This is a genomic window from Blautia sp. HCP3S3_C12 (assembly GCF_052064155.1).
In the GTDB taxonomy this organism is placed as follows: domain Bacteria; phylum Bacillota; class Clostridia; order Lachnospirales; family Lachnospiraceae; genus Blautia_A.
Genome location: NZ_JBQHWC010000006.1, coordinates 88,398 through 113,429 on the forward strand (window position 1 = coordinate 88,398; position 25,032 = coordinate 113,429).

Annotated in this window: 23 protein-coding genes; 3 read left to right on the forward strand and 20 right to left on the reverse strand. The window is 44.7% G+C overall.

The features are described 5' to 3' along the window. Positions 1-94 precede the first annotated feature (94 nt). The 10 genes from ACTNDS_RS07525 to ACTNDS_RS07570 form a co-directional block, all read right to left on the reverse strand. Entirely contained in the window at positions 95-973 is an 879-nt protein-coding gene (locus ACTNDS_RS07525) for an undecaprenyl-diphosphate phosphatase (RefSeq protein ID WP_441034774.1), read from the reverse strand. Positions 974-1,135: 162 nt separating this feature from the next. Next, positions 1,136-2,530 carry an NADPH-dependent glutamate synthase gene (gltA, locus tag ACTNDS_RS07530; protein ID WP_441034776.1) on the reverse strand — a complete coding sequence of 465 codons (1,395 nt, stop codon included), beginning with the start codon at positions 2,528-2,530 and terminating at the stop codon, positions 1,136-1,138. Further along, complete coding sequence (locus ACTNDS_RS07535; RefSeq protein WP_173742849.1) at positions 2,530-3,417, reverse strand: sulfide/dihydroorotate dehydrogenase-like FAD/NAD-binding protein; 888 nt, start codon at positions 3,415-3,417, stop codon at positions 2,530-2,532. Before ACTNDS_RS07535 ends, gltA begins: the two co-directional genes overlap by 1 nt. Before the next feature lie 175 nt (positions 3,418-3,592). Further along, positions 3,593-4,354 carry a ClpP family protease gene (locus tag ACTNDS_RS07540; protein ID WP_019161628.1) on the reverse strand — a complete coding sequence of 254 codons (762 nt, stop codon included), beginning with the start codon at positions 4,352-4,354 and terminating at the stop codon, positions 3,593-3,595. An 82-nt stretch (positions 4,355-4,436) separates the two neighbouring features. Beyond that, a complete protein-coding gene (locus tag ACTNDS_RS07545; RefSeq protein WP_019161627.1) occupies positions 4,437-5,168 on the reverse strand; it encodes a YebC/PmpR family DNA-binding transcriptional regulator in 732 nt (243 codons plus the stop codon). Positions 5,169-5,216: 48 nt separating this feature from the next. Then, the gene (locus ACTNDS_RS07550) at positions 5,217-6,551 is read right to left on the reverse strand and encodes a hemolysin family protein (RefSeq protein ID WP_441034779.1); all 1,335 of its coding nucleotides are present in this window, start codon (positions 6,549-6,551) and stop codon (positions 5,217-5,219) included. Between the two features lie 93 nt (positions 6,552-6,644). Beyond that, positions 6,645-6,992: a type II toxin-antitoxin system PemK/MazF family toxin gene (locus ACTNDS_RS07555; protein ID WP_173742846.1), complete on the reverse strand. Its 348-nt coding sequence runs from the start codon at positions 6,990-6,992 to the stop codon at positions 6,645-6,647. Between the two features lie 117 nt (positions 6,993-7,109). Then, positions 7,110-8,267 carry an alanine racemase gene (gene alr / locus ACTNDS_RS07560; RefSeq protein WP_441034781.1) on the reverse strand — a complete coding sequence of 386 codons (1,158 nt, stop codon included), beginning with the start codon at positions 8,265-8,267 and terminating at the stop codon, positions 7,110-7,112. Between the two features lie 80 nt (positions 8,268-8,347). After that, positions 8,348-9,847: an NAD(P)H-hydrate dehydratase gene (locus ACTNDS_RS07565; RefSeq protein ID WP_441034783.1), complete on the reverse strand. Its 1,500-nt coding sequence runs from the start codon at positions 9,845-9,847 to the stop codon at positions 8,348-8,350. Positions 9,848-9,976: 129 nt separating this feature from the next. Continuing rightward, complete coding sequence (locus ACTNDS_RS07570; RefSeq protein WP_019161622.1) at positions 9,977-10,624, reverse strand: redox-sensing transcriptional repressor Rex; 648 nt, start codon at positions 10,622-10,624, stop codon at positions 9,977-9,979. Positions 10,625-10,895: 271 nt separating this feature from the next. Between ACTNDS_RS07570 and abc-f the strand changes: the two genes are divergently transcribed. Further along, positions 10,896-12,806 carry a ribosomal protection-like ABC-F family protein gene (gene abc-f, locus ACTNDS_RS07575; RefSeq protein ID WP_441034785.1) on the forward strand — a complete coding sequence of 637 codons (1,911 nt, stop codon included), beginning with the start codon at positions 10,896-10,898 and terminating at the stop codon, positions 12,804-12,806. A gap of 38 nt (positions 12,807-12,844) precedes the next feature. Here the strand turns inward: abc-f and ACTNDS_RS07580 are convergent, their stop codons facing one another. Together ACTNDS_RS07580 and ACTNDS_RS07585 are read right to left on the reverse strand one after the other, a co-directional pair. Beyond that, positions 12,845-14,053 carry an NADP-dependent isocitrate dehydrogenase gene (locus ACTNDS_RS07580; protein WP_441034787.1) on the reverse strand — a complete coding sequence of 403 codons (1,209 nt, stop codon included), beginning with the start codon at positions 14,051-14,053 and terminating at the stop codon, positions 12,845-12,847. A gap of 75 nt (positions 14,054-14,128) precedes the next feature. Beyond that, entirely contained in the window at positions 14,129-15,022 is an 894-nt protein-coding gene (locus ACTNDS_RS07585) for a S8 family peptidase (RefSeq protein WP_441034788.1), read from the reverse strand. Positions 15,023-15,227: 205 nt separating this feature from the next. On the opposite strand from ACTNDS_RS07585, the gene ACTNDS_RS07590 reads away from it, so the two are divergent. Then, on the forward strand, positions 15,228-15,383 hold the full coding sequence (locus ACTNDS_RS07590; protein ID WP_019161618.1) for a hypothetical protein: 156 nt from the start codon (positions 15,228-15,230) through the stop codon (positions 15,381-15,383). Between the two features lie 5 nt (positions 15,384-15,388). Here ACTNDS_RS07590 and ACTNDS_RS07595 read toward each other — a convergent pair whose 3' ends face one another. The 5 genes from ACTNDS_RS07595 to ACTNDS_RS07615 form a co-directional block, all read right to left on the reverse strand. Further along, positions 15,389-16,924 carry an LCP family protein gene (locus tag ACTNDS_RS07595; protein ID WP_441034790.1) on the reverse strand — a complete coding sequence of 512 codons (1,536 nt, stop codon included), beginning with the start codon at positions 16,922-16,924 and terminating at the stop codon, positions 15,389-15,391. Between the two features lie 62 nt (positions 16,925-16,986). Then, complete coding sequence (locus tag ACTNDS_RS07600) at positions 16,987-17,787, reverse strand: immunoglobulin-like domain-containing protein (protein WP_441034792.1); 801 nt, start codon at positions 17,785-17,787, stop codon at positions 16,987-16,989. A gap of 12 nt (positions 17,788-17,799) precedes the next feature. Next, on the reverse strand, positions 17,800-18,519 hold the full coding sequence (locus ACTNDS_RS07605) for a polysaccharide biosynthesis tyrosine autokinase (protein WP_303242776.1): 720 nt from the start codon (positions 18,517-18,519) through the stop codon (positions 17,800-17,802). Between the two features lie 3 nt (positions 18,520-18,522). Continuing rightward, a complete protein-coding gene (locus ACTNDS_RS07610; RefSeq protein ID WP_441034794.1) occupies positions 18,523-19,278 on the reverse strand; it encodes a YveK family protein in 756 nt (251 codons plus the stop codon). Positions 19,279-19,284: 6 nt separating this feature from the next. After that, positions 19,285-20,028, reverse strand: a complete 744-nt coding sequence (locus ACTNDS_RS07615; protein WP_441034796.1) for a CpsB/CapC family capsule biosynthesis tyrosine phosphatase — start codon at positions 20,026-20,028, stop codon at positions 19,285-19,287. Between the two features lie 199 nt (positions 20,029-20,227). On the opposite strand from ACTNDS_RS07615, the gene ACTNDS_RS07620 reads away from it, so the two are divergent. Beyond that, positions 20,228-21,331 (forward strand): ComEC/Rec2 family competence protein, encoded by a 1,104-nt coding sequence (locus ACTNDS_RS07620; protein ID WP_441034798.1) that lies wholly within the window; start codon positions 20,228-20,230, stop codon positions 21,329-21,331. Positions 21,332-21,344: 13 nt separating this feature from the next. Here the strand turns inward: ACTNDS_RS07620 and ACTNDS_RS07625 are convergent, their stop codons facing one another. From ACTNDS_RS07625 to ACTNDS_RS07635, 3 genes are all read right to left on the reverse strand, one after another. Continuing rightward, positions 21,345-22,685, reverse strand: a complete 1,341-nt coding sequence (locus ACTNDS_RS07625) for an MATE family efflux transporter (protein WP_441034800.1) — start codon at positions 22,683-22,685, stop codon at positions 21,345-21,347. 817 nt (positions 22,686-23,502) lie between these two features. Beyond that, positions 23,503-24,180, reverse strand: a complete 678-nt coding sequence (locus ACTNDS_RS07630) for a transposase (protein ID WP_441034801.1) — start codon at positions 24,178-24,180, stop codon at positions 23,503-23,505. A 420-nt stretch (positions 24,181-24,600) separates the two neighbouring features. After that, positions 24,601-24,828, reverse strand: coding sequence for a hypothetical protein (locus ACTNDS_RS07635; protein WP_441034803.1), 228 nt, complete (start codon positions 24,826-24,828; stop codon positions 24,601-24,603). Between the last annotated feature and the right edge of the window lie 204 nt (positions 24,829-25,032).

Sequence of the window (25,032 nt, forward strand, 5' to 3'; positions counted from 1 at the left end):
GCTCCCCTCCTAATTATGTTACTGTTTTTTGTTACTGTCTTCGCCCACTGATTATCACTTTTTGTAAATCGAACACAGAGCTCACCTGATCCGGTCAAAAGGCATAATTACACAGCAAAACGATCACACCAATGGCAAACGAATAAACTGCAAAATACCGAAACTTTGTTTTCTGCACAAGCTGAACCATAAAACGGATCACCAGACATCCTGCCACCCCCGCCAGGAGCATTGCAAAAATGCTGGCAAAAATCATTCCAACTGTCATACTGGGCGCACCAAAATATCCTATTTCCGTAAAGAACGCCCCGATCACAGCCGGTAAACTCATAAAAATCGAAAAAAGCAGGGCAAATTTACAGCTGTATCCGCACAGCAGAGCTGCACATACAGTCAGCCCCAGCCTGGAAATCCCCGGAAATACAGAAAGCCCCTGACAAATTCCAATCCACATGGCACTGTCCCAGGACGCTTCACGGGGGCCCTTCTCGCCGCCGGAATTATTCAGATCTGTCACCAGAAGGATAATTCCTGAGATCAGAAAACCAATTCCCTGACAGATAGGAGAGGCTCCCGCCACAACTGCCAGTCTTCTGGAGCTGATACCCAGTAATGCGGTAGGAATCATAGATACAAGCAAAAGTGCCGCAAACTTACGATAGGATCCTGTTACGATCCTGGCATATTTTAAGTTGTTTCCTGTCCGCCTGTTATGAATGTACAGATTTAGATTACCAATGGCATCCATAAGCATTCCCACAGCTTCAAAAAGCAGTCTCTTTAATTCATTCCTATAGAGAAAAATAATGGCTGCAGCTGTACCCAGATGCAGCATGGACTCAATGAGAAGGCCTGTATCCTGTTCCATTCCCAGAAAATGCTCCATCACTCCAAGATGTCCCAGACTGCTCACCGGCAAAAATTCTGTGACCGCCTGGATTACAGCCAATAAAATCAAATATAAAACGATCATAAATGTATTTCCTTTTCCTATATTCGAAATCCGTTGATATCATATTATAGCACACCTATATTCAATTGACAACTGCCTCTAAAATACAGCAAAAACTCCTGTCCGCATTTCTATGCAGACAGGAGCCTGAATATGTATCAGTCCAGTTCAAAGAACCGGGTTTTATTTATTTTTCAGATATTCATCGATACCTTTGGCACCTGCTTTACCAGCACCCATGGCAAGGATAACAGTAGCTGCACCTGTAACAGCATCACCACCGGCATATACACCGTCTTTGGATGTCTTACCTGTTTCTCCTTCAGCAACGATACATCTTCTCTTATTCACTTCAAGACCCTTTGTGGTAGAAGAGATCAGTGGGTTCGGGGAAGTACCAAGAGACATGATCACTGTATCTACATCCATATCATACTCAGATCCTGGGATTTCAACCGGACGACGTCTTCCGGAAGCATCCGGCTCACCAAGTTCCATCTTGACAACCTTCATACCTTTTACATGGCCATTCTCATCAACAAGAATTTCCTTCGGGTTTGTGAGAAGATCGAAGATGATTCCCTCTTCCTTAGCGTGATGAACTTCCTCTGCTCGTGCAGGAAGCTCTGCTTCACTTCTTCTGTATACAATATGTACCTCAGCGCCAAGTCTCAGAGCAGTTCTTGCAGCATCCATAGCAACGTTACCGCCGCCTACAACTGCTACTTTCTTGCCAGCTGCGATCGGTGTGTCATAAGACTCATCAAAGGCTTTCATCAGGTTGCTTCGTGTAAGATATTCGTTGGCAGAGAATACACCGCTTGCATTCTCACCCGGGATACCCATGAACATTGGAAGTCCGGCACCTGATCCGATGAACACAGCTTCAAATCCTTCGTCCTCGATCAGCTGATCGATAGTTGTAGATTTACCGATTACTACGTTAGTTTCGAATTTAACACCTAATTCTTTAACTTTTTCGATTTCTTTTTTAACAACCTTCTGTTTCGGAAGACGGAACTCCGGAATACCGTAAACAAGAACGCCTCCAAGTTCATGAAGAGCTTCGAATACAGTTACATCATAACCTGCTTTTGCAAGGTCACCTGCACAGGTAAGTCCGGAAGGACCGGAACCGATTACTGCAACCTTATGTCCGTTCTTAACCTCTGCTCCTACAGGTTTGATATCATGCTCCAGAGCATAGTCAGCAACAAATCTCTCCAGTTTACCGATAGAAACGGCTTCCCCTTTGATTCCACGGATACATTTACCTTCGCACTGGGATTCCTGAGGACATACACGTCCGCAGATAGCCGGAAGTGCAGAAGATAATCCGATTACTTTGTATGCTTCTTCAATCTTACCTTCTTTGATCTGTTCAATAAATCCAGGAATGTTGATGGATACCGGGCAGCCTTCTACACATTTGGGTTTCTTGCAGCCTAAGCATCTCTGTGCCTCTTCCATTGCTTCTTCCTGATTATATCCAAGACAAACTTCTTCAAAGTTTGTTGCACGTACCTTCGGATCCTGTTCTCTTACAGGAACTTTTTTTAACATCTTTGCATCTGCCATTACTCGTCACCTCCACAATGTCCGCATCCGCCGTGATGGGTATCGCCTTCCTGAAGCTTCAGTAATGCACGACCCTCTTCTGTCTTATACATCTGACTTCTCTTCATAGCCTGATCGAAATCAACCAGATGTCCGTCGAATTCCGGTCCGTCTACACATGCAAATTTAATCTCATCACCAACCTGGAGACGACATGCTCCGCACATACCTGTTCCGTCAACCATGATCGGATTCATGCTGACAATTGTATGAATGCCAAGCTTTTTGGTAAGAAGACAGACAAATTTCATCATGATCATCGGTCCGATGGCTACACAGACATCATAATGTTTGCCTTCATTTGTTACCAGATCCTCAAGAGTCTTGGTAACCATACCGGAACGTCCATAGGAACCATCATCTGTTGTAACATACAGATTGGAAACTTCGCCAAGTTCCTTCTCAAGGATAACCATATCCTTTGTCTTGGAACCAAGGATAACATCTGCTGTGATGCCATGCTCATGGAGCCATTTAACCTGTGGATAAACAGGTGCTGTACCAACACCGCCGGCAACAAATACCATTTTCTTTTTCTTTAATTCTTCAATATCTTCGTGAACAAATTCAGATGGACATCCAAGAGGACCTACGAAATCGCGGAAAGAATCTCCGGCTTTTAATTCTGCCATCTTGATCGTGGATACACCGATCTCCTGGAATACAATGGTAATTGTACCCTCTTCACGGTCGTAGTCACAGATAGTAAGAGGAATTCTCTCACCCTTCTCATCTAACTTAACGATAATAAATTGTCCTGGCTGGCAATGGCTTGCAACACGCGGTGCATGTACAACCATTAAATGAATTTTAGCGGCCAGTGTCTCAGCTTTTAAAATCTTATACATGGTTTTCCTCCTCGCAAATAATAAGCCTTCAATTATAATACGTCAAAAAAAGTCAGATGGCAAGTATTCTTTTCCAACAATATAAGATTTTTTCAGTTTTTTAACCGAATAAACTGCGGAGCAGTTATTTGGTTATGAGCAAGTAGCAAAGCGGATTGCGAATATCCTCTTTAATTCATTCCTTCTTCTGCATTTCAATCAATTCATATAACTTTCCCAGCGCTTCCCGGATACCACCCACCTCATCGATCAATCCCTCTTTCACTGCCTCAGGACCTTCCAGCATGGTTCCCACATCTTTTACCAGCTGGGAGGTATCCAGCATCAGCTCCTCCAGTCTCTTCTGTGTCATATGGGAATGGCCGGAAATAAAGGTAGTGATCCGGTCCTGGATTTTTTCCATATTCCGGTATGTCTGCGCCACTCCGATAAACATACCATTGGAACGGACCGGATGGATCACCATAGTGGCACTTGGTACTACGAAGGAATAATCTGCAGAGACAGCCATAGGCACTCCAATAGAATGTCCCCCGCCAAGAACCAACGATACGGTAGGAATACTTAAGGATGCGATCATCTCCGCAATGGCAAGCCCCGCTTCCACATCTCCTCCTACTGTATTAAGCAAGATCAGTAATCCTTCTATTTCTTCATCATCCTCAATAATCGCAAGTTTTGGAAGTATATGCTCATATTTCGTGGTTTTGGAATGAGAGGGTGCAGACTCATGGCCCTCCACTTCTCCGATGATAGTCAGAAGTTCCACCTTATGATTGCGGGAATTTCCGTTCAAAACCGCCTGTCCCATTTCCTTGATCTGCTGGTTTTTACTTTCCTGGGCATTGTTTTCCTGTTCCTGGTTTTCCGGTTTTCTGTTTTCTTCCTCTCCGGCGTTTTGATTTTCCTCTTTCACTTCATATTTATTTTCAGACATAAAAATACCTCCAGTTTTCTTTCTGGAGGTATTTTTGCCTTTTTTATACTAAACTATACACCATTTCTGCGTTCAAAAGGATTTACTGCTCATCCCAGTTTGTCCAGTAATCTGTTACATCATCGTCATCATCCAGCAGATCCAGAGTTCTCTGAAGATCCTTGAGAGCCTGCTCATCTGTAAGCTCCACATAAGTCTGAGGGATCATGGCAACCTGTGCCTCTGCAATAGGCAGACCTGCTTTATCCAGAGCTTCACGGACTGTACTGAAATCATCAGGAGCAGTAAGAACCTCATAGCTATCCTCTTCCTCGCTGAAATCCTCAGCACCTGCATCCAGGGCAAGCATCATAATCTCATCAGCATCCATCTCACATTCTTCTTTGTCAATGATGATCTGTCCCTTCTGGTCGAACATATAGGATACACAGCCCTGGGTACCAATACTTCCGTTACCCTTTGTAAAGGCATTACGCACGTTACCTGCTGTACGGTTTTTGTTATCTGTCAGAGTCTCAACGATGATCGCAACACCGTTTGGACCGTAGCCTTCATATACAGCCTTCTCATAATTATCAGCAGAATCAGCACCTGCAGCCTTTTTGATGCCACGGTCAATGGTATCATTAGGCATGTTGTTGGCTTTTGCTTTCGCAATTACATCACGAAGCTTGCTGTTGTTATTTGGGTCCGGGCCGCCTGCCTTCACAGCCATAACCAGCTCACGGCCGATTACTGTAAAGATCTTTCCCTTCTTTGCATCGTTTTTCTCTTTCTTATGCTTAATGTTTGCAAATTTTGAATGTCCTGACATTTCACTTTCTCCTTTTGTTATACACTTTTTTATTTACACTTCCTGTATTCAGGAATTATTTTTATCTGCCGGATTCTTTTCCTCTGCCAGCTTCTCGGCACGTACCTTACCGATAGTCTTATTTCCGATGGACAGAATGGTAAACATATAACCATTTGCCTTAATGACCACATCAACATCCTTCTTTGAGGGAACATGCCCCAGAAAGCTGGTAAGGTATCCATTCAGTGTCTCAAACTCCACATCTCCAAAGTCGATATCCAGTTCTTCCTCCACATCCTCCAGATAAGCCAGTCCGTCAATGATCAGACTGTGATCCTTCTGAGCTCGGATGGTAACCTCATCCTCATCATACTCATCCAGGATATCACCTACGATCTCCTCCAGAATATCCTCCATGGTAACAATTCCTGCAGTCTGTCCATATTCGTCCACTACCACGGCCATATGGATTTTTTTTGCCTGCATGGTATGAAAAAGATCTCCGATACTTCTGGTCTCAGGGATCAGTGAAGCCTCTCTGATGATTCCGGGCAGCTCCTTTAAGGGCTTAAATTTGGCCCAGGGATTCTGAGTCATAAATTTCAGTGCATCCTTATAATGAACGATTCCCCTGATATTGTCAATATTTTCCTCATAGACCGGATATCGGGAATTGCCCTCCTCCAGCATGGTATCGATCATATTTTTCAGAAGAACCTCTTGATCAAAGGCTACCACATTGGTCCTGTGGGTCATAATATCATGGGCTTCTGTCTCATTAAAGGAAATAATATTCTGGATCATCTCCGCTTCGTTCTCCTGGATCACGCCCTGTTCATGGGCCTCATCCACAATGGAAATAATCTCCTCCTCTGTTACCGCCGCCTCTGTCCGGTTCAGCTCTACCCCAAAGGGTACAGCCGCCAGCCTGGCAATCCAGGTGATAAACAGAGTAAAAGGCCTGAGCACCATTACCCAGAAATGCACCAGCTTCAGATAACGGTATGCATATTTCTCCGGATGATAGGTACCCACCCGGCGAAAAGTAAGGATTCCAAGTCCTGCAAGCAATATCACACATACTGCCAGAACCAGAACAAGAGCCGCTGCATGCTGTATGTATGGACGAAAAGCCGCCACTGCCCATGGCACCAGAAAAGCACCAAAACAAATTCCCGATGCCATGACCATCAGAGGGATGGCATTGACAAACTGAGCCGGCCTGTCAATCAGCTCCAGAAGCATCCTGGCTTTCTCGTCTCCTTCGTCCGCTTTCTTTTGTGTATCATTCTCACTGATATTCCGCATTGCTGCCGCAAACCCATAAAAAATGCCGTTCAGCCACAGCAGAAACACCAAAACAAATACGCCCCAGAGGGGCATACTACTGCCGTCTTCCATTACGCTTAACCTTCTCCTTTATAAAGAAAACGCATAGTTACTGGTAAAATATATCACTTTCGCCCATATCCGTCAAGCGATAAGTACGTCTTTTCAGAAGCTGAGCTCCAGGCTGATCTCCAGTGCATGGTTTACCTTATCAAGCATAGCATCATCCAGATGACAGACCTTATCCTTCAGTCTTCGCTTATCTATGGTACGAAGTTGTTCCAGCAGGATCACAGAATCCTTCTCGATTCCATACTTCACTGCATCGATCTCTATATGTGTAGGAAGCTTTGCTTTATTCATTTTAGATGTAATGGCAGCACAGATCACTGTAGGACTGTGCCTGTTCCCTACGTTATTCTGAATGATCAGTACCGGGCGGATCCCGCCCTGTTCGCTCCCCACTACAGGCCGCAGATCCGCATAATAGATATCCCCTCTTTTAATTACCACACAATTCACACTCCGATTCTGTTTGGGATTTTTACTTTAAGTATTTCCAACTTTCTCCTGTGTATACATGCGTGGTTGATTTTCCTTTATGGCTCTGCCGCCAGAAGGCATTTACCTTTAATTGTATTTTTCGGTTTCCTTTCCGTCCTTTATATAGACTCTGGGAACCCTGTCACTGATCTCGCAGGCGAATTCATAGGAAAAACGCCCGGAAAGATCACCCATCTCCTCAATACTGATAAATTCATCTCCGTCTCTGCCGATCAATGTAACCTGGTCTCCCTTCTTCGCATCCGGGATTTCTGTCACATCTATCATGAACTGATCCATGCAGACTCTGCCCAGGATTGGTGCCTTCTTTCCATGGACCAGAACCCATCCTTTGCCAGAAAGCTGTCTGGGGTAACCATCCGCATAGCCCACCGGCACTGTTGCCACACGAAGCTTCCTGTCTGCCACATAGGTTCCTCCATAGCTGATCGCCGTGCCCGGAAGTACATCCTTTACATATGTAATATGGCTCTTTAACTCCAAAACCGGAGACAATTTCACAATATCCCTCTCCACCTGAGCAGAAGGATAGATGCCATAGATTGTAATTCCTGCTCTGACAATGCTTAAATTTGCTTCCGGAATACGGATAATACCTGCACTGTTGGAGCAGTGGCGCAGAGGAATCTCAATTCCTGCCTCTGAAAGCAGACTGCAAAAATCCAGGTAACGCTTCAGCTGAACCATGGCAGGACTTCTGTCATACTCATCTGCCCTTGCAAAATGAGTAAACATTCCTTCAATCTCCAACCCGGGAAGTGCTGCGATTTTTTTGATTTCCTCCACGCTTGACGGTTCATCGGCAAAACCGATTCTGGTCATACCCGTATCCAGCGCAAGATGAATATGTATGGTCTTTCCCTGAGACACAGCCTCTGCGGAAAGCTTTGCAGCCTCCTGATATTCACACACAGCAGGGCGCAGATCATAAGAAACCAGCTCAGGATAAAATTCCTCAAATATAATTCCCAGGATCAGGACAGGCTTGGTGATCCCTGCCTTTCTCAGAGCAATGGCCTCCTCTGCTGTAGCAACAGCAAATCCCCAGATATAATCATAACCCTCTATCATATGGGCAATCTGCACAGCGCCATGACCATAAGCATTTGCCTTGATCACAGCAATCATTTTTGTGTCACTGGCAATATTTTTTCTCATCTGGCGGAAATTTTCCTCCACCGCATCCAGAGAAATCACTGCTTTTACTCGGTTACATTTTTCCATAATAATCTCTTCCTCTTTTTGTATTCTTTATCTGTCCCACATTCCATCAAAGAAACTCCGGACACTCAAAATCTCTTCCTTTACTGCACCTTCAGCACTTCAGGCAGAAACCGGATAATATCCCTGGCAGTCATGCCTCTTTCTCCCACATTCTCAGCTGCCATATCTCCTGCCAGTCCATGGATCAGTACTCCCAGCGCTGCCATCTGACCATAAGCAGGCTTTTTTTCTGCTGCCAGAAACATGCATAAAACTCCTGCCAGTACACCGCTTAATACATCTCCGCTGCCAGCAGTAGCCATGCCTGCATTACCACTCATATTCAGATATTGTTCCCCTTTCTCAGAGGCCACTACTGTACAGGCATCCTTCAGGACACATACTGTATGAGTCTCTTCTGCATACAGGGAAGCAGTCTCTGCCAGGTTTTCCCGGATCTCACCGATGCTTTTCCCGGTCAGGCGGCTCATTTCTCCCAGATGGGGAGTGAGAATTACCTGTTCTCCCAGATATTTCTTCCATTCTCCATGTACTGCCAGCAGATTCAGGCCATCTGCATCCAGGATCACAGGCTTACCACACCAGGCAGCATGAGACAGGAACCACTGTACCCTTTCTCTGCTCTCTCCTGACATCCCCAGTCCAGGTCCGATCACAAGCACATCGCACCAGTCCAGTATTTCCTGATTGCTTTTCTCATTAAACTCACAGGTAACCATAACCTCCGGAAGCTGTGACTGAAGAGGAATCCTGTTCTCCTCCACAGTCTGAACCTTCACCATACCTGCCGAAGCTCTGAGTGCCGCAGCACTGCTCAGGCAGGAAGCCCCGCACATTCCGCGGGAGCCGGCTATCAGAAGCACTTTTCCGAAAGTTCCCTTGTTTCCCCAGGGAATTCTGGAGGGCAGCATTGACAGATCCTCTTTCTCCAGATAAGCCATAGAGGGATCTCTGTCCGGATTTGCATAAATCCCTATATCTGCAACGATCAGCTCTCCTGCATACATTCTTCCCGGATAAAAGCACAGCCCCCTTTTACAAAAAGCAAAGGTTACTGTAAGATCTGCCCGAAATCCGATTCCCATTTCCCGTCCTGTATCTCCGTTGATGCCGGAAGGAATATCCACAGCCACCCGGAAAGCCCCGGACTGGTTCAGCATGTGGATGATTTCTGCATATCTGCCCTCTACAGGTCTGGACAGACCAACCCCCAAAAGGGCATCTACTATAATAGTATATTCATCCGGCTGCAGGTTATGCTCCAAAGGTACCTGATAATATTTGGCAATCTGCAGCTGCTGCCTGGCCTGGTCTGTCAGCTTCTCCTCCTGACCGGCCAGATAAATCCCGACTTTGATCCCCTTTAGATGGAGAAGTCTGGCAATGGCCATCCCGTCACCGCCATTATTGCCATTTCCGCACACCACCAGTACACGATCCTTGTTACCCAGATATTTTTCCATAGCCTCCACTGTTTTCAGTGCAGCTCTTTCCATAAGTACCATACCCGGAACCCCGGCAGATTCTATTGTGTTCCGGTCCAGCCCTTTCATTTCACCGGCTGTTACCACAGGTTTCATTCAGCCACCTCCTGTCATTGGAAACAGTATACACCTATTTTTTCAAAAAGAAAAGCTATGATCTAACGACCACAGCCATTCAAATCGTCACCGTCCCCTCTGCTGCCGGCAACTACATATGTACTATTATTACTGGTTCTCATGTTCCTTACGATATTCACTCAGATTATAGGAAAGGGTCATCAGGCTCTCTGACAGATGTACATTTTCTACCATAACATCCTCCGGTGCATCCAGATCAATATGTGCAAAGTTCCAGATTGCCTTGATCCCGTTTTCTATGAGAATCTTCGCCATTTCCTTGGCCTTTGCCTTAGGTAAGGTCAGAATCGCAATCTCCACATTATTCTCTTTGAGAAAAAGGGGAAGGTCACTAAGCATCTGTATCTCAATTCCCCTTACTGCAATGCCCTCCAGCACAGGGTTTACATCAAAAATACCAACCAGCCGAAAACCGCGCTTCTCAAAATCTACATAATTTGCCAAAGCCTGTCCCAGATTACCGGCACCCAGGATAATCATCGGGTGCACTGTGTCAAGTCCCAGAATCTTACCGATTTCAGTATATAAATAACGTACATTATATCCATACCCCTGCTGTCCGAATCCACCGAAATTATTCAGGTCCTGACGGATCTGTGAAGCAGTCACGTGCATTTTCTTGCTGAGATCGTTGGACGAGATCCGTTCTACATTCTCCTCCATCAGTTCTCCCAGATAACGGTAATATCGAGGCAAACGTTTGATCACCGCTTTTGAAATTTCCTTAGGTTCCACAAATATTCCCTCCTTATATATCCTAGGTCAATTATAACCAAATGTTATTTTATTGTCAAATTAAATTTGTACTTTATTTACAAATTTTTATCATTAAATTTAGACTATCTGATAGAATGTGCAAAATTTCATCCAAATCATAAATTAAAATACTTTTTTTCTTTCAAAAACAGTCCGGTTCAGTTATAATAAATTCTGTATGCGTACATTTCAGCAGTCAAAGCGGATATTCGCAGGCTGCTGCAATAATATAAATTTCGGAGGAATTTGTATGATCCTATCATGTCAGAATATCTGCAAATCCTTTGGCGAGAAGGTAATCCTTCAGGATGCCAGCTTCCATATAGAGGACAGGGAAAAGGCAGCCCTGATCGGCAACAACGGTGCAGGCAAAACCACCCTGCTGCGTATTATCATCCACGAACTGTCCCCGGATTCCGGAAATGTTATTCTTGCCAAAGATAAAACCATCGGTTACCTGGCCCAGTACCAGGATATCCATGGACACCACACCATCTATGAGGAGCTGATCTCTACTAAGCAGCACATCATTGATATGGAAAACCGTCTCCGCTCCATGGAGCATGAAATGAAAACTGCTGCCGGGGAAGCCCTGGACAGCCTGATGAACACCTATACCAGACTGAGCCATCAGTTTGAGCTTGAGAATGGTTATGCATATAAAAGTGAGATCATGGGTGTATTAAAGGGGCTTGGCTTTACAGAGGAGGACTTCGAAAAACAGATTGAAACTCTTTCCGGCGGTCAGAAAACCCGGGTTGCCCTGGGAAAGCTTCTGCTCTCCAATCCTGACATTCTTCTGCTGGATGAGCCCACCAACCACCTGGATATGGAAAGCATTTCCTGGCTGGAAACCTATCTGCTGAATTATCCGGGAGCTGTTTTTATTGTCTCCCATGACCGTTATTTCCTGGATAAGGTTGTCACTAAGGTAGTAGAGATTGAAGCCGGCAATATGCGAATGTACAGCGGCAATTACTCTGCCTACGCTCTGAAAAAAGCCCAGCTCAGGGATGCCCAGTATAAAGCTTACTTAAATCAACAGCGGGATATTAAGCACCAGGAGGCGGTCATTGCCAAGCTGAGATCTTTTAACCGTGAGAAATCTATCAAACGTGCCGAAAGCCGTGAAAAAATGCTGGATAAGGTGCAGCGGATCGAAAAGCCTCTGGAGATTCAGAATCAGATGCGGATTTCCCTGGAGCCCAGATACATCAGCGGAAATGATGTACTCACTGTGGAGGATTTATCCAAAGCTTTTCCCGGACAGACTTTGTTTTCTAATATTTCCTTTGACATTAAACGTGGGGAACGGGTGGCTCTCATCGGCAATAACGGTACCGGCAAAACTACCATTCTGAAAATCCTTAACGGTCTGGTAGACGCTGACAGCGGACGCTTTGCTCTCGGCTCCAAGGTACAGATTGGATATTATGATCAGGAGCACCATGTACTCCACATGGAAAAAACTATTTTCCAGGAAATTTCAGACACTTATCCAACGCTTACAGAGACAGAAATCCGAAATATGCTGGCAGCCTTTCTCTTCACAGGGGATGACGTATTTAAGCTGATCTCCGCCCTCTCCGGTGGCGAGAGAGGCCGTGTATCCCTGGCAAAGCTTATGCTGTCAGAGGCCAACTTCCTGATCCTGGATGAGCCTACCAACCATCTGGACATTGCCTCCAAGGAAATCCTGGAGGAGGCTTTAAACAGCTATACCGGTACTGTACTCTATGTCTCCCATGACCGATATTTTATCAATCAGACAGCCACCAGGATTCTGGATCTGACCAATCAGGCCATTGTAAACTACATTGGTGACTATGATTATTATCTGGAAAAGCGGGAAGAGCTTACAGAAAAATATGCTCCGGCAGCAGCCCAGGCTGAAACAGAGGTCAAACAAGCCTCAGACAATAAGCTTTCCTGGCAGCAGCAGAAGGAAGAGCAGGCGCGGCAGAGAAAGCGTGAAAATGAATTAAAGAAGGTGGAAGCCCGGATTGAAGAACTGGAAACCAGAGATAAGGAAATCGATGAAACCATGGTTCTCCCGGAGATATGCACCAATGTGGCAGAATGCGCCAGATTAAGCAAAGAAAAGACAGCCATCACAGAAGAACTGGAGGGCTTATATGAAAAATGGGAAGAGCTTGCATAATGCAGGCCCTTCCCTTTTTATTTTTATCAGATTACCTCTTACATCAGGGATGTAAGCTTTTCACGGATTGCTTTAATAAACTGCTCACTGTTTAATACTTCTACATCCTTTAAGGTTGTGATCAGAGCCAGATCCTTGGTCATTCTGCCATCCTCGATGGTTCCCAGAGTAGCTTTTTCCAGCTTATCTGCAAATTCCATCAGTTCTTGATTGCCGTCCAGCTCTCCTCTCTTTCTGAGAGCACCTGTCCATGCAAAAATAGTAGCAACGGAATTGGTGGAAGTCTCTTCCCCTTTCAGGTGACGATAATAATGTCTCTGTACAGTTCCGTGTGCAGCCTCATATTCATAATATCCGTCCGGAGATACCAGCACAGAAGTCATCATTGCCAGAGAACCAAAAGCAGAGGAAACCATATCACTCATAACATCTCCGTCATAGTTCTTGCAGGCCCAGATAAATCCCCCTTCTGCCTTCATAACACGGGCAACGATATCATCAATCAGGCTGTAGAAATATTCAATTCCGGCAGCCTCAAATTTCTCTTTGAACTCCTGCTCATAAACCTCTGCAAAAATCTCCTTGAAGCGTCCGTCATAAATCTTGGAGATCGTATCCTTGCCTCCAAACCACAGGCTCTGCTTTGTATCCAGTGCATAATTAAAGCAGCACTTTGCAAAGCTTGTGATGGATGCATCCAGGTTATGCATTCCCTGAAGGACACCTGCATCCTCATAATGATGGATCAGTTCCTTTTTCTCCTCACCGTTCTCACCCTTAAACAGCAGATAGGCATCTCCCGGTCCGTCAATATACATTTCTGTATTCTTATATACATCTCCATAAGCGTGACGGGCAATGGTAATGGGTTTCTTCCAGTTTTTTACGCATGGCTCAATCCCTTTCACTACAATAGGGGCACGGAACACGGTTCCGTCCAGAATGGCACGGATGGTACCGTTAGGACTTTTGTACATTTTTTTCAGTGTGTACTCTTCCATTCTGGCTTTATTGGGAGTGATGGTCGCACATTTTACAGCAACGCCATATTTCTTTGTAGCTTCTGCTGCATCTACAGTTACCTGATCATCTGTTTCATTTCTGTATTCCAGGCCAAGATCATAGTACTCTGTGTTCAGATCAACAAAAGGAAGAAGAAGCTCATCCTTGATCATCTTCCAGAGGATTCGGGTCATCTCGTCTCCGTCCATCTCCACAAGCGGTGTCTGCATCTGAATTTTTTTCATAAAGATCCTCCTCTTTGTACGGGTTTATCCCTTTAGCATTTTACAGTAACTGTTCAGCGCTACTACACTGAAGCATTACATTTTACGTATCATTTTAACGGAAATAGATTCGTTCGTCAATGCCTGTTTCATATCCAGTTCTCCTGAGCCCTGCAGATTCCGAGGCAGACCCAGGTCTCTGGCCGATTCCTTCAGGCATCTTTTGATTTCCACATTGGTAAGGGTAGGATATTTTTGCAGAAGAAGGGCTGCAGCGCCGCTGACTAAGGGTGTGGACATAGAGGTCCCGCTTTTTACCCCATAGGCAAAATCCGTTCCCGGAGCACAGGACAGAACGCGATTACCCGGAGCTACCAGATCCGGCTTACAGATGCACTCTGAAGTAGGTCCCCGCCCGGAAATAGCCGTTCTGCCTGTAAGCAGGTCGCTTGACCCCACAGTGATAATCTTACGGCTGCTGCCCGGAGCCGTAACACTTCCTGAACGGGGACCCTGATTTCCTGCTGCAGCCACTACTACCAGCCCTGCATCCCACAGTCTTTCCACCCCTTCGATCAGCTGTCTGTGATCCTGTTTTTCCCTGCAGGTTGTCCCTATGGAAATATTTACTACCTGAATCCCGTAAGCATCTTTATTTTTCAGAATCCAGTCAAAGGCCCGCAGTACATCCCTCTTTTTTCCATTTCCATATCTGTCAAGTATCTTCAGGGCAACCAGATTGCACTCCGGGGCGATTCCCCTGATTCTTCCTCCTGAAGCGCTCCCGTCGCCGCCGATAATGCCGCTTACATGGGTTCCATGGGAATTGTCATCATAAGGTAACATATGCTTTCCCACAAAATCCTGAAACCCGATAATCCGGTCTCTGAAATCTATATGAGGATAAATGCCGGTATCCAGCACACACACGCAGACATTTTTTCCGGTATAGCCTGTATCACCTAATTGATCTATGTCAAAATTTTCCATATAAAAATCCTCCGAAAAAGCAGAAGATGTCGCTTACTCTACTTTATTCGGAGGATTTTTAAATGAAACTTCATATGTGCTTTGAACACATATTTCTGCCGATTTTTCATAAAATGTATAAATCCCGGATGATAGGCCAATACTTAAAAAGTGATGTATCTCACAACAATCCGTCAAACATGTCATCCAAGGGGAGGAATATTCTATGATCTTACTGTTGATACTTATCTTTCTGCTGTTTCAACTCTTTATCCTGCTCTGCTGTGTAGCAGCCGGAAACGACGCTGCTTCCCAGGAAATCTCCGACCAGGAACAGCTGGAATTCATCCGTGAATGGAAGAAAAAGCACCCGCTGCGGTAGTCATCCTATCTGGCCACATCTGCCTCAGATAACCGGAAGCCTTCCCGTACCTTCTTCATCAGCACCTTAGCCTTATCCACTGTGTTCTGATCCGGAATCATAACATATGCCTTAGAGCTCATGGAATAAGGCTTCTGGGTATCCCCTGTACCATCTACGCTATAAGACAATACCTGCCAGCTTCCACCCTCATCCAACTGTTTGCGGACCAGAGAGGCCATCACATCATAAGGAACATTGGTCTCAAAAGCACCATCCAGACTGTCCAGAACAGAAAGGTAATTTTTCAGGAACGCAGGCTGGGTTGCCTTATCGACTACACCCTGGATCACAGCCATCTGATTGCGTCCTCGCTGACGGTCTCCCTCTTTAAAAGCATAACGTTCTCTGGCAAAGACAAGAGCCTGTTCACCGTTCAGGTGGTTTTCACCTTTATTAAAGTGATAGCCCGTAGTATTACCAGAATCAAAATCATAATCAGAATTAACGTTAACTCCGCCAAGGGCATCAATAATCTGCTCAAATCCTGCAAAATTCAATCTGAAATAGTAATTGATATCGATATCATAAAGCATATCCAAGGTATCCATACATACATTTACACCATAGATGCCTGCATGGGTCAGCTTATCCGGCACACCGTTGGAAATAGACAAGGGCACAAAATAATCTCTGGGTGTGGAAATCATAAGAATCTGCTTTGTAGTAGCATTAAGGGTAAGGATAATATTCACATCACTGCGACTGGAGGCAGTCATTCCGCCTCTGGTATCAATACCGCTGACAAAAATAGTATATACCTCATCTGTAACCGCATCATCCTTTGCAGAAGTATCTGAAGAGGTCTGTTCCTGATCAGCAGAGGATGTCTGCTGGGCTGCAGGTGTATTTCTCTCAACCACTGTAGCAACCTTCAGGGAAGCGATTTCTCTGATCTGGGATGGAAAAGATCCATACTGATCCATTTCTGCGATCACATCCAGGTAAGCCTTATTCAGCAGAATGGCACCGCAGATTCCATTGTTCAAAGCATCTGCCAGTTCTCCCAGGCCTGCATATTCGCTGGTCTGTACATCAGTTCCCAGTTCATTATACACCTGCTTCAGAGCTGCATCTGTGTTGGTACGGTCCAGCTCTCCCAGAATACCAAAGGTATAACCGGATGCATCGGCCAGTTTCTGGGCTTTATCATCCTGCTTTACATACACATTGATCTCTGTATACTCCTGATTTACTCCGGTAATACTATCCAGCGTAGATACTGTCTTGTATATATACAGACTGGCCAGACCCAACACTACTGTAATCAAAAGAGCCAGCACTACACCGATACAAAAAGGCACCGTCTTTCGTATTTTTCTCACCAGAAAATATACGATCACCAGAAGCAAAAGAAGCCCGGCAGCTATTATGCCGATATATTTCATGGAAATAAGCTTCGTATAAAGGAGCAGCACCAAAAAAGCGCACTCAATAACAAATAAGATCAGGGAAATGACAATTCCGGGAATCCGATCCTGTTTTTTTGATTTAACCTTCATCTTATATCCTCTCTACGACTGAAAGCTGCCTGTCTTTACAGGCAGCCCAATCACTTTCTAAGCTATTCTACAACCACCGTCAACTCAGCACTGTTGGACGTATTGCCGGCTGTGTCAACCACATAATAGGTACAGGTATAGGTACCTGCTACTGCAGTATTCACCTGTCCTGTGATCTGGATCCTCTTCCACAGTTCAGAGGTCTCATCTGTATCATCCTGGATATCCTTCACATAAGAAAGCAGATTCACAGAGCTTCCCACAGAAGTAGTCACATAATAGTCTGTAAGATAAATTTTCGGGCTGGTGGATGGCATGGCATCCGCCTTTGCCTCCTGCTCCTGTTCTGCCAAGACAGCAGGGTCATCTGAGGCAGGGGTTAATTCAGGGGTTGGAGTCAAAGACAGATCTGTACTGCCAGACTCAGAATCACCTGTCTCCACATCCTCCACCGGAACCTGGGTAGGCTCTGCATCTGTTTCCGTCTCAGCATCAGACTTCGTTCCTCTCTTCACTACCCCACTGTCCCGCATTTCCTCGGGATCAGCATCTAAATTTCTCTTAAACTTAGTAATATTATTGGATTTGTCCTTTGCCACATAAGTGACAACCACATGAGAATCATCCACCTCATACACGGATTCCACAGTCAGAGTATCTGTCACATCTCCGTCTACATCATCACTGGCAGTAATACCCTGGGTCAGGTCTGCGTCGCTCATAGAAGGGTCATATTCTTTTGCCGCCTGATCTGAGCAGACAATCTCAGGACCCTTATGATCGGACTCCGTTCTCAGATATACGACTCCGCCAGCCAGCCCCACGCAGACAACCAGCATCACTGCAATCCACTTTTTTGCCATAATCACTGCTCCTTACTGGTCTTTACTGTTATTATCTTTGCCATAATATTTTCCGTAGTATTTGCCATAGTGCTTACCATAATATTTACCATAGTATCCCTGCTTACTCATATCTACTTTATTCAGGATCACACCAAGGATCGGGCAGTCACATTTCTCCAGCTGCTCCTTAACCTCCTGGGCAAAACGATAACTGATGGCTCCGGATTCCATAACAATGATGGAACCGTCACATTCATCTGCAATAACCGCACTGTCAATAACACTTCCAAGAGGAGGAGTATCAATGATTATGTAGTCATAAACCTTCTTTACAGCTGCAAGCACACGCTTAAAGTATTCTGCACCAAGAAGCTCCGCAGGGTTTGGCGGTACAGTTCCTGCATAAATAATATTAAATCTGGGGATATTGGTTGCATAAATCACGTTTTCAATGGTTTCCTGATGAGAAAGAAGGTGGGAAAGGCCCTTGATCTCCTGATCAACCTCTGTTCTTCCCAGAAGTACAGATTTACGAAGGTCCGCATCGATGAGCAGGACTTTCTTACCGGAATCTGCCAGAGATAAAGCCAGATTCAGTGATACTGTACTCTTACCTTCATTTGGAGTACAGCTGGTAATGGCAATTACCTTTTTCTCTTCTCCACAGAAAAGGAGATTGGTTCGTAAGGATTTATAGGACTCATTGGCACTATAATCCAGCATTGGACGATATATATTTACTTCTTTCATGACTTATCTTCTCCCTCTTCCCCTTTTTTGTTTTTTCTGCTTCTTTTTCTTTTTATTCTTACGGTCCTCTTCAGACATAGGGATCGTACCCAGTATACTCAGATTCAGATAACGTTCTACATCCTCCTGAGTCTTGATAGTATCATTAGACAGATAGGAAATCAGGATCACTGCTGCTGCAATAAGCACACCTGACAGTCCGCCGATCACACCATTCTTGGAAATGCTTGGGCTTACCTTCTGCTCCGGAATATTGGCAGTCTCAACTACATTTACCGCATCGATATCCATAACATTCTTGATATGGTTGGCAGCCACATCACGGATAGCATTGGCAATCTCACAGGCTACATAAGGATCTGCATCTCTCACAGAAATTGACAGGATACGGGTATCTGTGGCAGAATCCACTGTCATCTTCTTGAGAAGTTCCTCATGAGTCATATCCAGATTCAGCTGGGTAATAACTCCCTCTGTAACTGTACGGCTCTTGATCAGCTCTGCATAGTCCTTGGTCAGGGACAAACTGGTCTGCATATCCTGGCTGGTCAGCGTATTACTGTCCTGCTTGCTGAGCACATACATCTTGGTAGTAGATTCATACTGCGGGGTCACAAACAGAAGCGTAGCTGCCACTACCACCAATGCTGCAAGCACACCTGACAGGATAATGGCCCAGATCTTATCCAGCAATACATAGAATACTTCCAGTAAATCAATTTCTACTTCATCGTTGTTCTGTACATTGTGTTGTTCCATTTGGCTTTATCTTTCCTTCCTTCTTTTCGCATCCTCCAGAATTCTCCGGGGATTTTCTATAAATAAATGGTCTGCATAAGCTTCTCCCATTTTTTTCGCAACATAATCATAGGCCTCGCCCATCCTTGAGATACGGCTTCTGGTATTGTGACAGTCCGAGCCTACAAACTTCACCAGATCATATTTCATCAGCTTCCTGCAATACCGTTTGGTGGAAAAGCCTTCCTTGCCGACAATACTGTCTGCATTGATCTGCATGGATACTCCCATATCCACAAGCTCCTCCACGAAGCCCAGGTCTGACCTTGTGGCCTCATACCTTTCTATATGAGCTGCAATGGGCTTATAGCCACTGGAAATCAGCTTGTTCAGCCTTTCCCTTATGTAAGAGCCCTCTGAGCTCTCCGAAAACTCCGCCAGCACATACCTGGAACCTGCCATGGTGCTGACCTCTCCCTCTCTCAGCATACGGTACATCTCCATATTGGCATGGAACTCACAGCCAAGATATACCTGAAGATCATCACCGATCTCCGCTGCTGCCTTCTGTACAAGCAAAAACTGCTCCTGCACTCTGGACAGAGGGGTCTCAAACATACGAAATCTGAAATGAGGGGTGATAATAATGTTCCTTACCCCCTGATCATATTCCATACGCAAAAGCTTCTTCGTATCCTCATAATCCGAGGCACCGTCATCCACTCCCGGTACAATATGACAGTGAATGTCATAGATACCTGTTCTGGACATATTTATCAATCCTCCTTCGCATGGTAAAAATAGCATACCATCTTTTTCATTAAACCATTTCTCTGTTCAAATGTCAATATACTTGCTTTACAGAATATGAAAAATATAATAGAATTTGTCGGTTCCATTTGCTATAATCAAACAGAGAAAGCAAAAGAAAAAAATGCCTGAAAACAAACAGGCAATACAGGAGGTACCTATGAAAAAGCAGAACAAATTACTTTCCTTATTATTATCCCTGTTTCTGCTGCTGTTTACCCTGGCTCCCCAGTCGGCACTGACAGTCTATGCAGATGCAAACGGAGACATGGCTGTACATTTTATTGATATCGGACAGGGAAATGCCATCCTGGTACAGTCAGGAGGCCAGAATCTTCTCTATGACGGAGGAGACCCAAGCCACGCTGATCTGCTCATCTCTTATCTGCAGCAGCAAAATGTAGAAACCATTGACTATATGATTGCCTCACACTATGACGAGGATCATATCGGTGGCCTTGTTCCCTGCATAGATGATTTCTCTGTAAGCAATATTTTCGGCCCGGATTATGTACATACGTCCAATTTGTTCAACAATTTCATGAATACTGCCACTGCAAATGCCATCATCGTACAGTATCCTTCTGTAGGTGAGACCTTTGATTTCGGTACCGGAAGCTTCACTGTACTGGCACCGGACGGCATCAGCCAGAACAGTAATGACAACTCCCTTGTGATCAAGCTTGAAAATGGCTCCAACAGCTTTATTTTTACAGGCGATGCCGAGGAAACCAGTGAACAGGATATGATCAGTACAGGCATGAACCTTGACTGCGATGTGCTGTCTGTAGGCCATCACGGATCCGCAAGCTCTACAACCTGGGATTTTCTTGCAGCAACCTCACCTTCCTACGCAGTGATAAGCTGTGGGATCGATAATCAGTATCATCACCCGTCTGCTGATACCATGGGACGCCTGTCAGATATGGAAATCCCTGTATTCCGTACAGATAAACAGGGCACAATCATTGCAGTATCTGACGGAACCAACATCACATGGTCTCAGGAGCCCTGCAATGATTATTCTGCAAGCGGCTCTTCTGCAACATCTTCAGGTCAGAATGAAACGACGGTATCCGATCCGGCTCCTGCACAGACAGAAAATGCCGGAGTAGATATAGGCACAATGGTGTGGATACCTGCAACCGGCAAAAAGTATCACAGTATTCCCAACTGTGGAAGAATGAATCCGGACAATGCCAGACAGATTTCAAAATCTGACGCAGAATCCAGAGGATATGATGCCTGCAGTAAATGCTGGTAAAAATATCTGATACTTACAGGCACAGTTTTTTCTTCATATCCTTCATTACATAGAAATAAAGTACAAACAGAAGGGCTGTGGCCACGATCCAGGCAAAGGGACTGGCCATACAGGCCATTCTGTAGCTTTTTTCGTGGGCAGCCACAACAGCCATCACTCCCCTGCCGATCAGCTCCGCAACACCGGAAAGCATAGGCAAAAGCCCATATCCCATTCCCTGAAATCCATTGCGGTAGCAATTGACCACATAAAGAGGGATCATAAACATTCCCTCACACTGCAAGTAGATATCCACCATAGGAATCACCGTCTCCGCATTATCTGAGATAAACAGATATGCAAAATACTTTCCTGCAAAAAACAGAATAAAGCCCACTGCCACTGCATAGATACAGCCGATCACATCTGCCGAACGGAAGCCTTTGCGCACACGTTCCAGCTGACGGGCACCAATATTCTGTGCATTGTAGGTAGACATGGTGGTACCCAGAGTAACAAAGGCCTGGGTAAATACATTATCAATCTTGGAACCTGCTGTAAAAGCGGCTACTGCACCGGAACCCAGAATATTCAGTGAGCTCTGCACCATCATAGTTCCAATGGCAGTAATAGAATATTGAAGTCCCATGGGGATTCCCACACGGATCTGTTTTCCTGCAATCCCGGGATCAAATCTCCAGTCCTCTCTCTCCATCCGAAGCTCCGGGACACATTTCCTGATATAGATCAAGCAGAGAACTCCTGACACTCCCTGGGAGATTACGGTAGCCCAGGCAGCTCCCGGCTCTCCAAAATGGAACACAATGATAAAGACCAGATCAAGGACAATATTAAGCCCTGCCGCCAGAATCAGGAAATACAGAGGTGTCCTGCTGTTCCCCAAAGCCCTGAGGATGCTGGCCACCAGATTATACAATACCTGGGTAAAAATCCCCCCACAGATAATCATAATATATCCATATGCTCCGTCAAAAATATCCTCCGGTGTATTCATAAAGACAAGCAGCCAGTGCATTCCCAGCATACTGACTGCAGTCAAGACTATCGTGATCACTGCTGAAAGAATTGCCGCATTTCCTACAGTCTTACGCATTTCATTCATACGTCCGGCGCCAAACTTCTGAGACGTCAGAACCGCAAATCCTGCAGTAATACCAAGCACAAAACCAATAATAAGGAAATTGATGGTGCCTGTTGCCCCAACTGCAGCCAGGCCTCCGGTACCCACAAACTTTCCTACGATCACTGCATCTGCCATACTGTACAGCTGCTGAAACACATTTCCAAGAAAAACAGGAATGGTAAAACCAAGCACCATCTTCATAGGCTTCCCTGCTGTCATATCTGTCTGCATCTTGTCATTTTCCTCCTATAAAGCCCTGATAAAAAAAGCTATCCTGCTGGCTGTCTGCCAAAACTTTTTCTGGAATTATACCACTGGGTATATCCATCTGCAAGATATTTTCTATTCTTTTTTTACGTCTTTTTTATCTCAAATATTATAGCTTTTTCTGTCCATATCTGTTAGAATTGACAATGATTAATAACAGGGGCTGCTGCACATACAGATGCGGCAGTCCCTGTCGAATGGATGAGGAAAATTAAAATGAACACAACAGCAAATCTTGGCAAGGCACCCGTACGCACTCTGGTGCTCCAGCTTTCCATCCCTTCTATGACCGCGCAATTGGCACTCTGGTAGGAATCGGAGGTTCCATTACCATGGGAATCCGAATGGGCGAAAAAAATCATAAAAAAGCAGAACAGATACCTTTTTCGCACTGATGGCTACAGAGCTTAATTACTTTATCAACTGTCAGGGCTTCCCCCTTGTAGGAATGTTTACCGTACTGATCGGCGCAGGATGTAACATCCTGTTAGACCCGATTTTTATTTTTGGTTTTCATATGGGAATTTCCGGTGCTGCCATTGCAACGGTTATTTCGCAGATACTCTCCTGCATCTTTGCAATGACCTTCCTGTTAGGAAAAAAGGTTCCTGTAAAGATTACCTTCGGACAATACAACGTGACATGCTCTCGCCACTTAAATCTTACAGATTTTGAAGTGGAAGCTTCCTGCTCAATTGCCCTTCAGGGCAAAGCTAAAACAGGCTATCCCCGCGTGTCCCGCGGTTCTTTTTTTATCCGGTTACGGATCTTTTCTGTGCTATTATGCACATTTTTTATATATTCTTTTTCCTTCTTTCAGAATATTGACCGCCGCATTCACATCCCGGTCCATCCGGTTTCCACATTCGCATAGGTATATCCGTTCTGATAATGCCAGCTCTTTCTTCTTATGTCCGCATACGCTGCATATCTTGCTGGATGCAAAATATCTGTCTACTTTTATCAGATATTTTCCACGTTCTTCCAGCTTATATCCAAGCATGGAAAGGAACTGGCCGTATCCGTTATCCTGTATCCCTTTTCCGAAATGCAGGCCTCCGGCTATCCCCTTCAGGTTCAGATCCTCCACACATACTGCGTCATAGTCTTCTGCAAGGCTGTGGCTGAGCTTATGCTGGAAATCCTTCCTCTGGTTCTTTATCTTTTCATGATATAAAGCAACCTTTTTCTTCTGTTTCTGATAGTTACGGCTGCCCTTTTCACATCTGGAAAGTTTTCTCTGTTCCCGGGCAAGTTTTTTCTCTGCATTCCGGTAGAACATGGGATATCCGGCCGGCGTATTTTTCAGCATCTTTTTTTCTTCCTGATAATAACGGATCTTATCCGCAAGCATCCGGTTATAGAGAAAACGACTGCAGCCGATTGTCTTCTCTATCTGGGTTATCTGTTCTTTATTTGGATAGATCCTTATTTTTACTGCCCGGTTTATCTTTCTCACCCTGACTCTCTATATACTGATGGATTGTTTCAACAGGTGCTATATTTCAAAGATTTCTTTTGTTCTCTCTGACATCTTATCGTCCAGCATCTTTCTGCTATATTTCATAACCAGAATCAAACAAAAACACTGAATGAGAATTATTATCTAAACTCATTATGTACACTCACTCATTGCTTATTTCGACCGTCCAAATTCCAAGAGCATATTGTTCTTTTTTCTATTATAATATATTTATTGTATCAGAACAAGTGTTTTGCGATTTTTTATGAATTTGAGCAGATATGCTCGAATGTGCAATTCATCCCATCACCTATAGAGGTGAGGGAATTCTTGCTACGGTTGTTAAAAATCCAGTTATCTTTTCTTTCATATAGTCATACAAATACATTGTACTAATTAAGCCTCTTCCCAAACGATTCATCTATATTCTTCTGTACTGTAGTTCCCTTTTATATCAAATAATGCCAATGCAATAGCCTCTCTTAATCTTCGGCTGTTTGATTCCGGGAATTCACGGTGTATTTTTAATACATTTCCTTCCATTGGTAACAGCAGCATAGCGTATGTTTCTTCTTCGCCCTTTCTGATCTTTCCGAATTTCCTCTCCATCTGTGAATAAATTTTTTCAAACTGGTATAACTGCATAATTCTTTATCCCTTTACAACTTCATGGGGTCAGACTCGCGTATTGACTCGAGAATCCCTCCTAATCTATAATTCATCACCTTACCGCATACTTCAGTTCTTTTCGCTTTTCCAATTTCAACAAACTCTTCCCCTACCCCCTGTTTTTTATAAGCACTTCGCAAAGTCTGACCCTTGGTATCTTTTTTGTTTTACACCTCATAC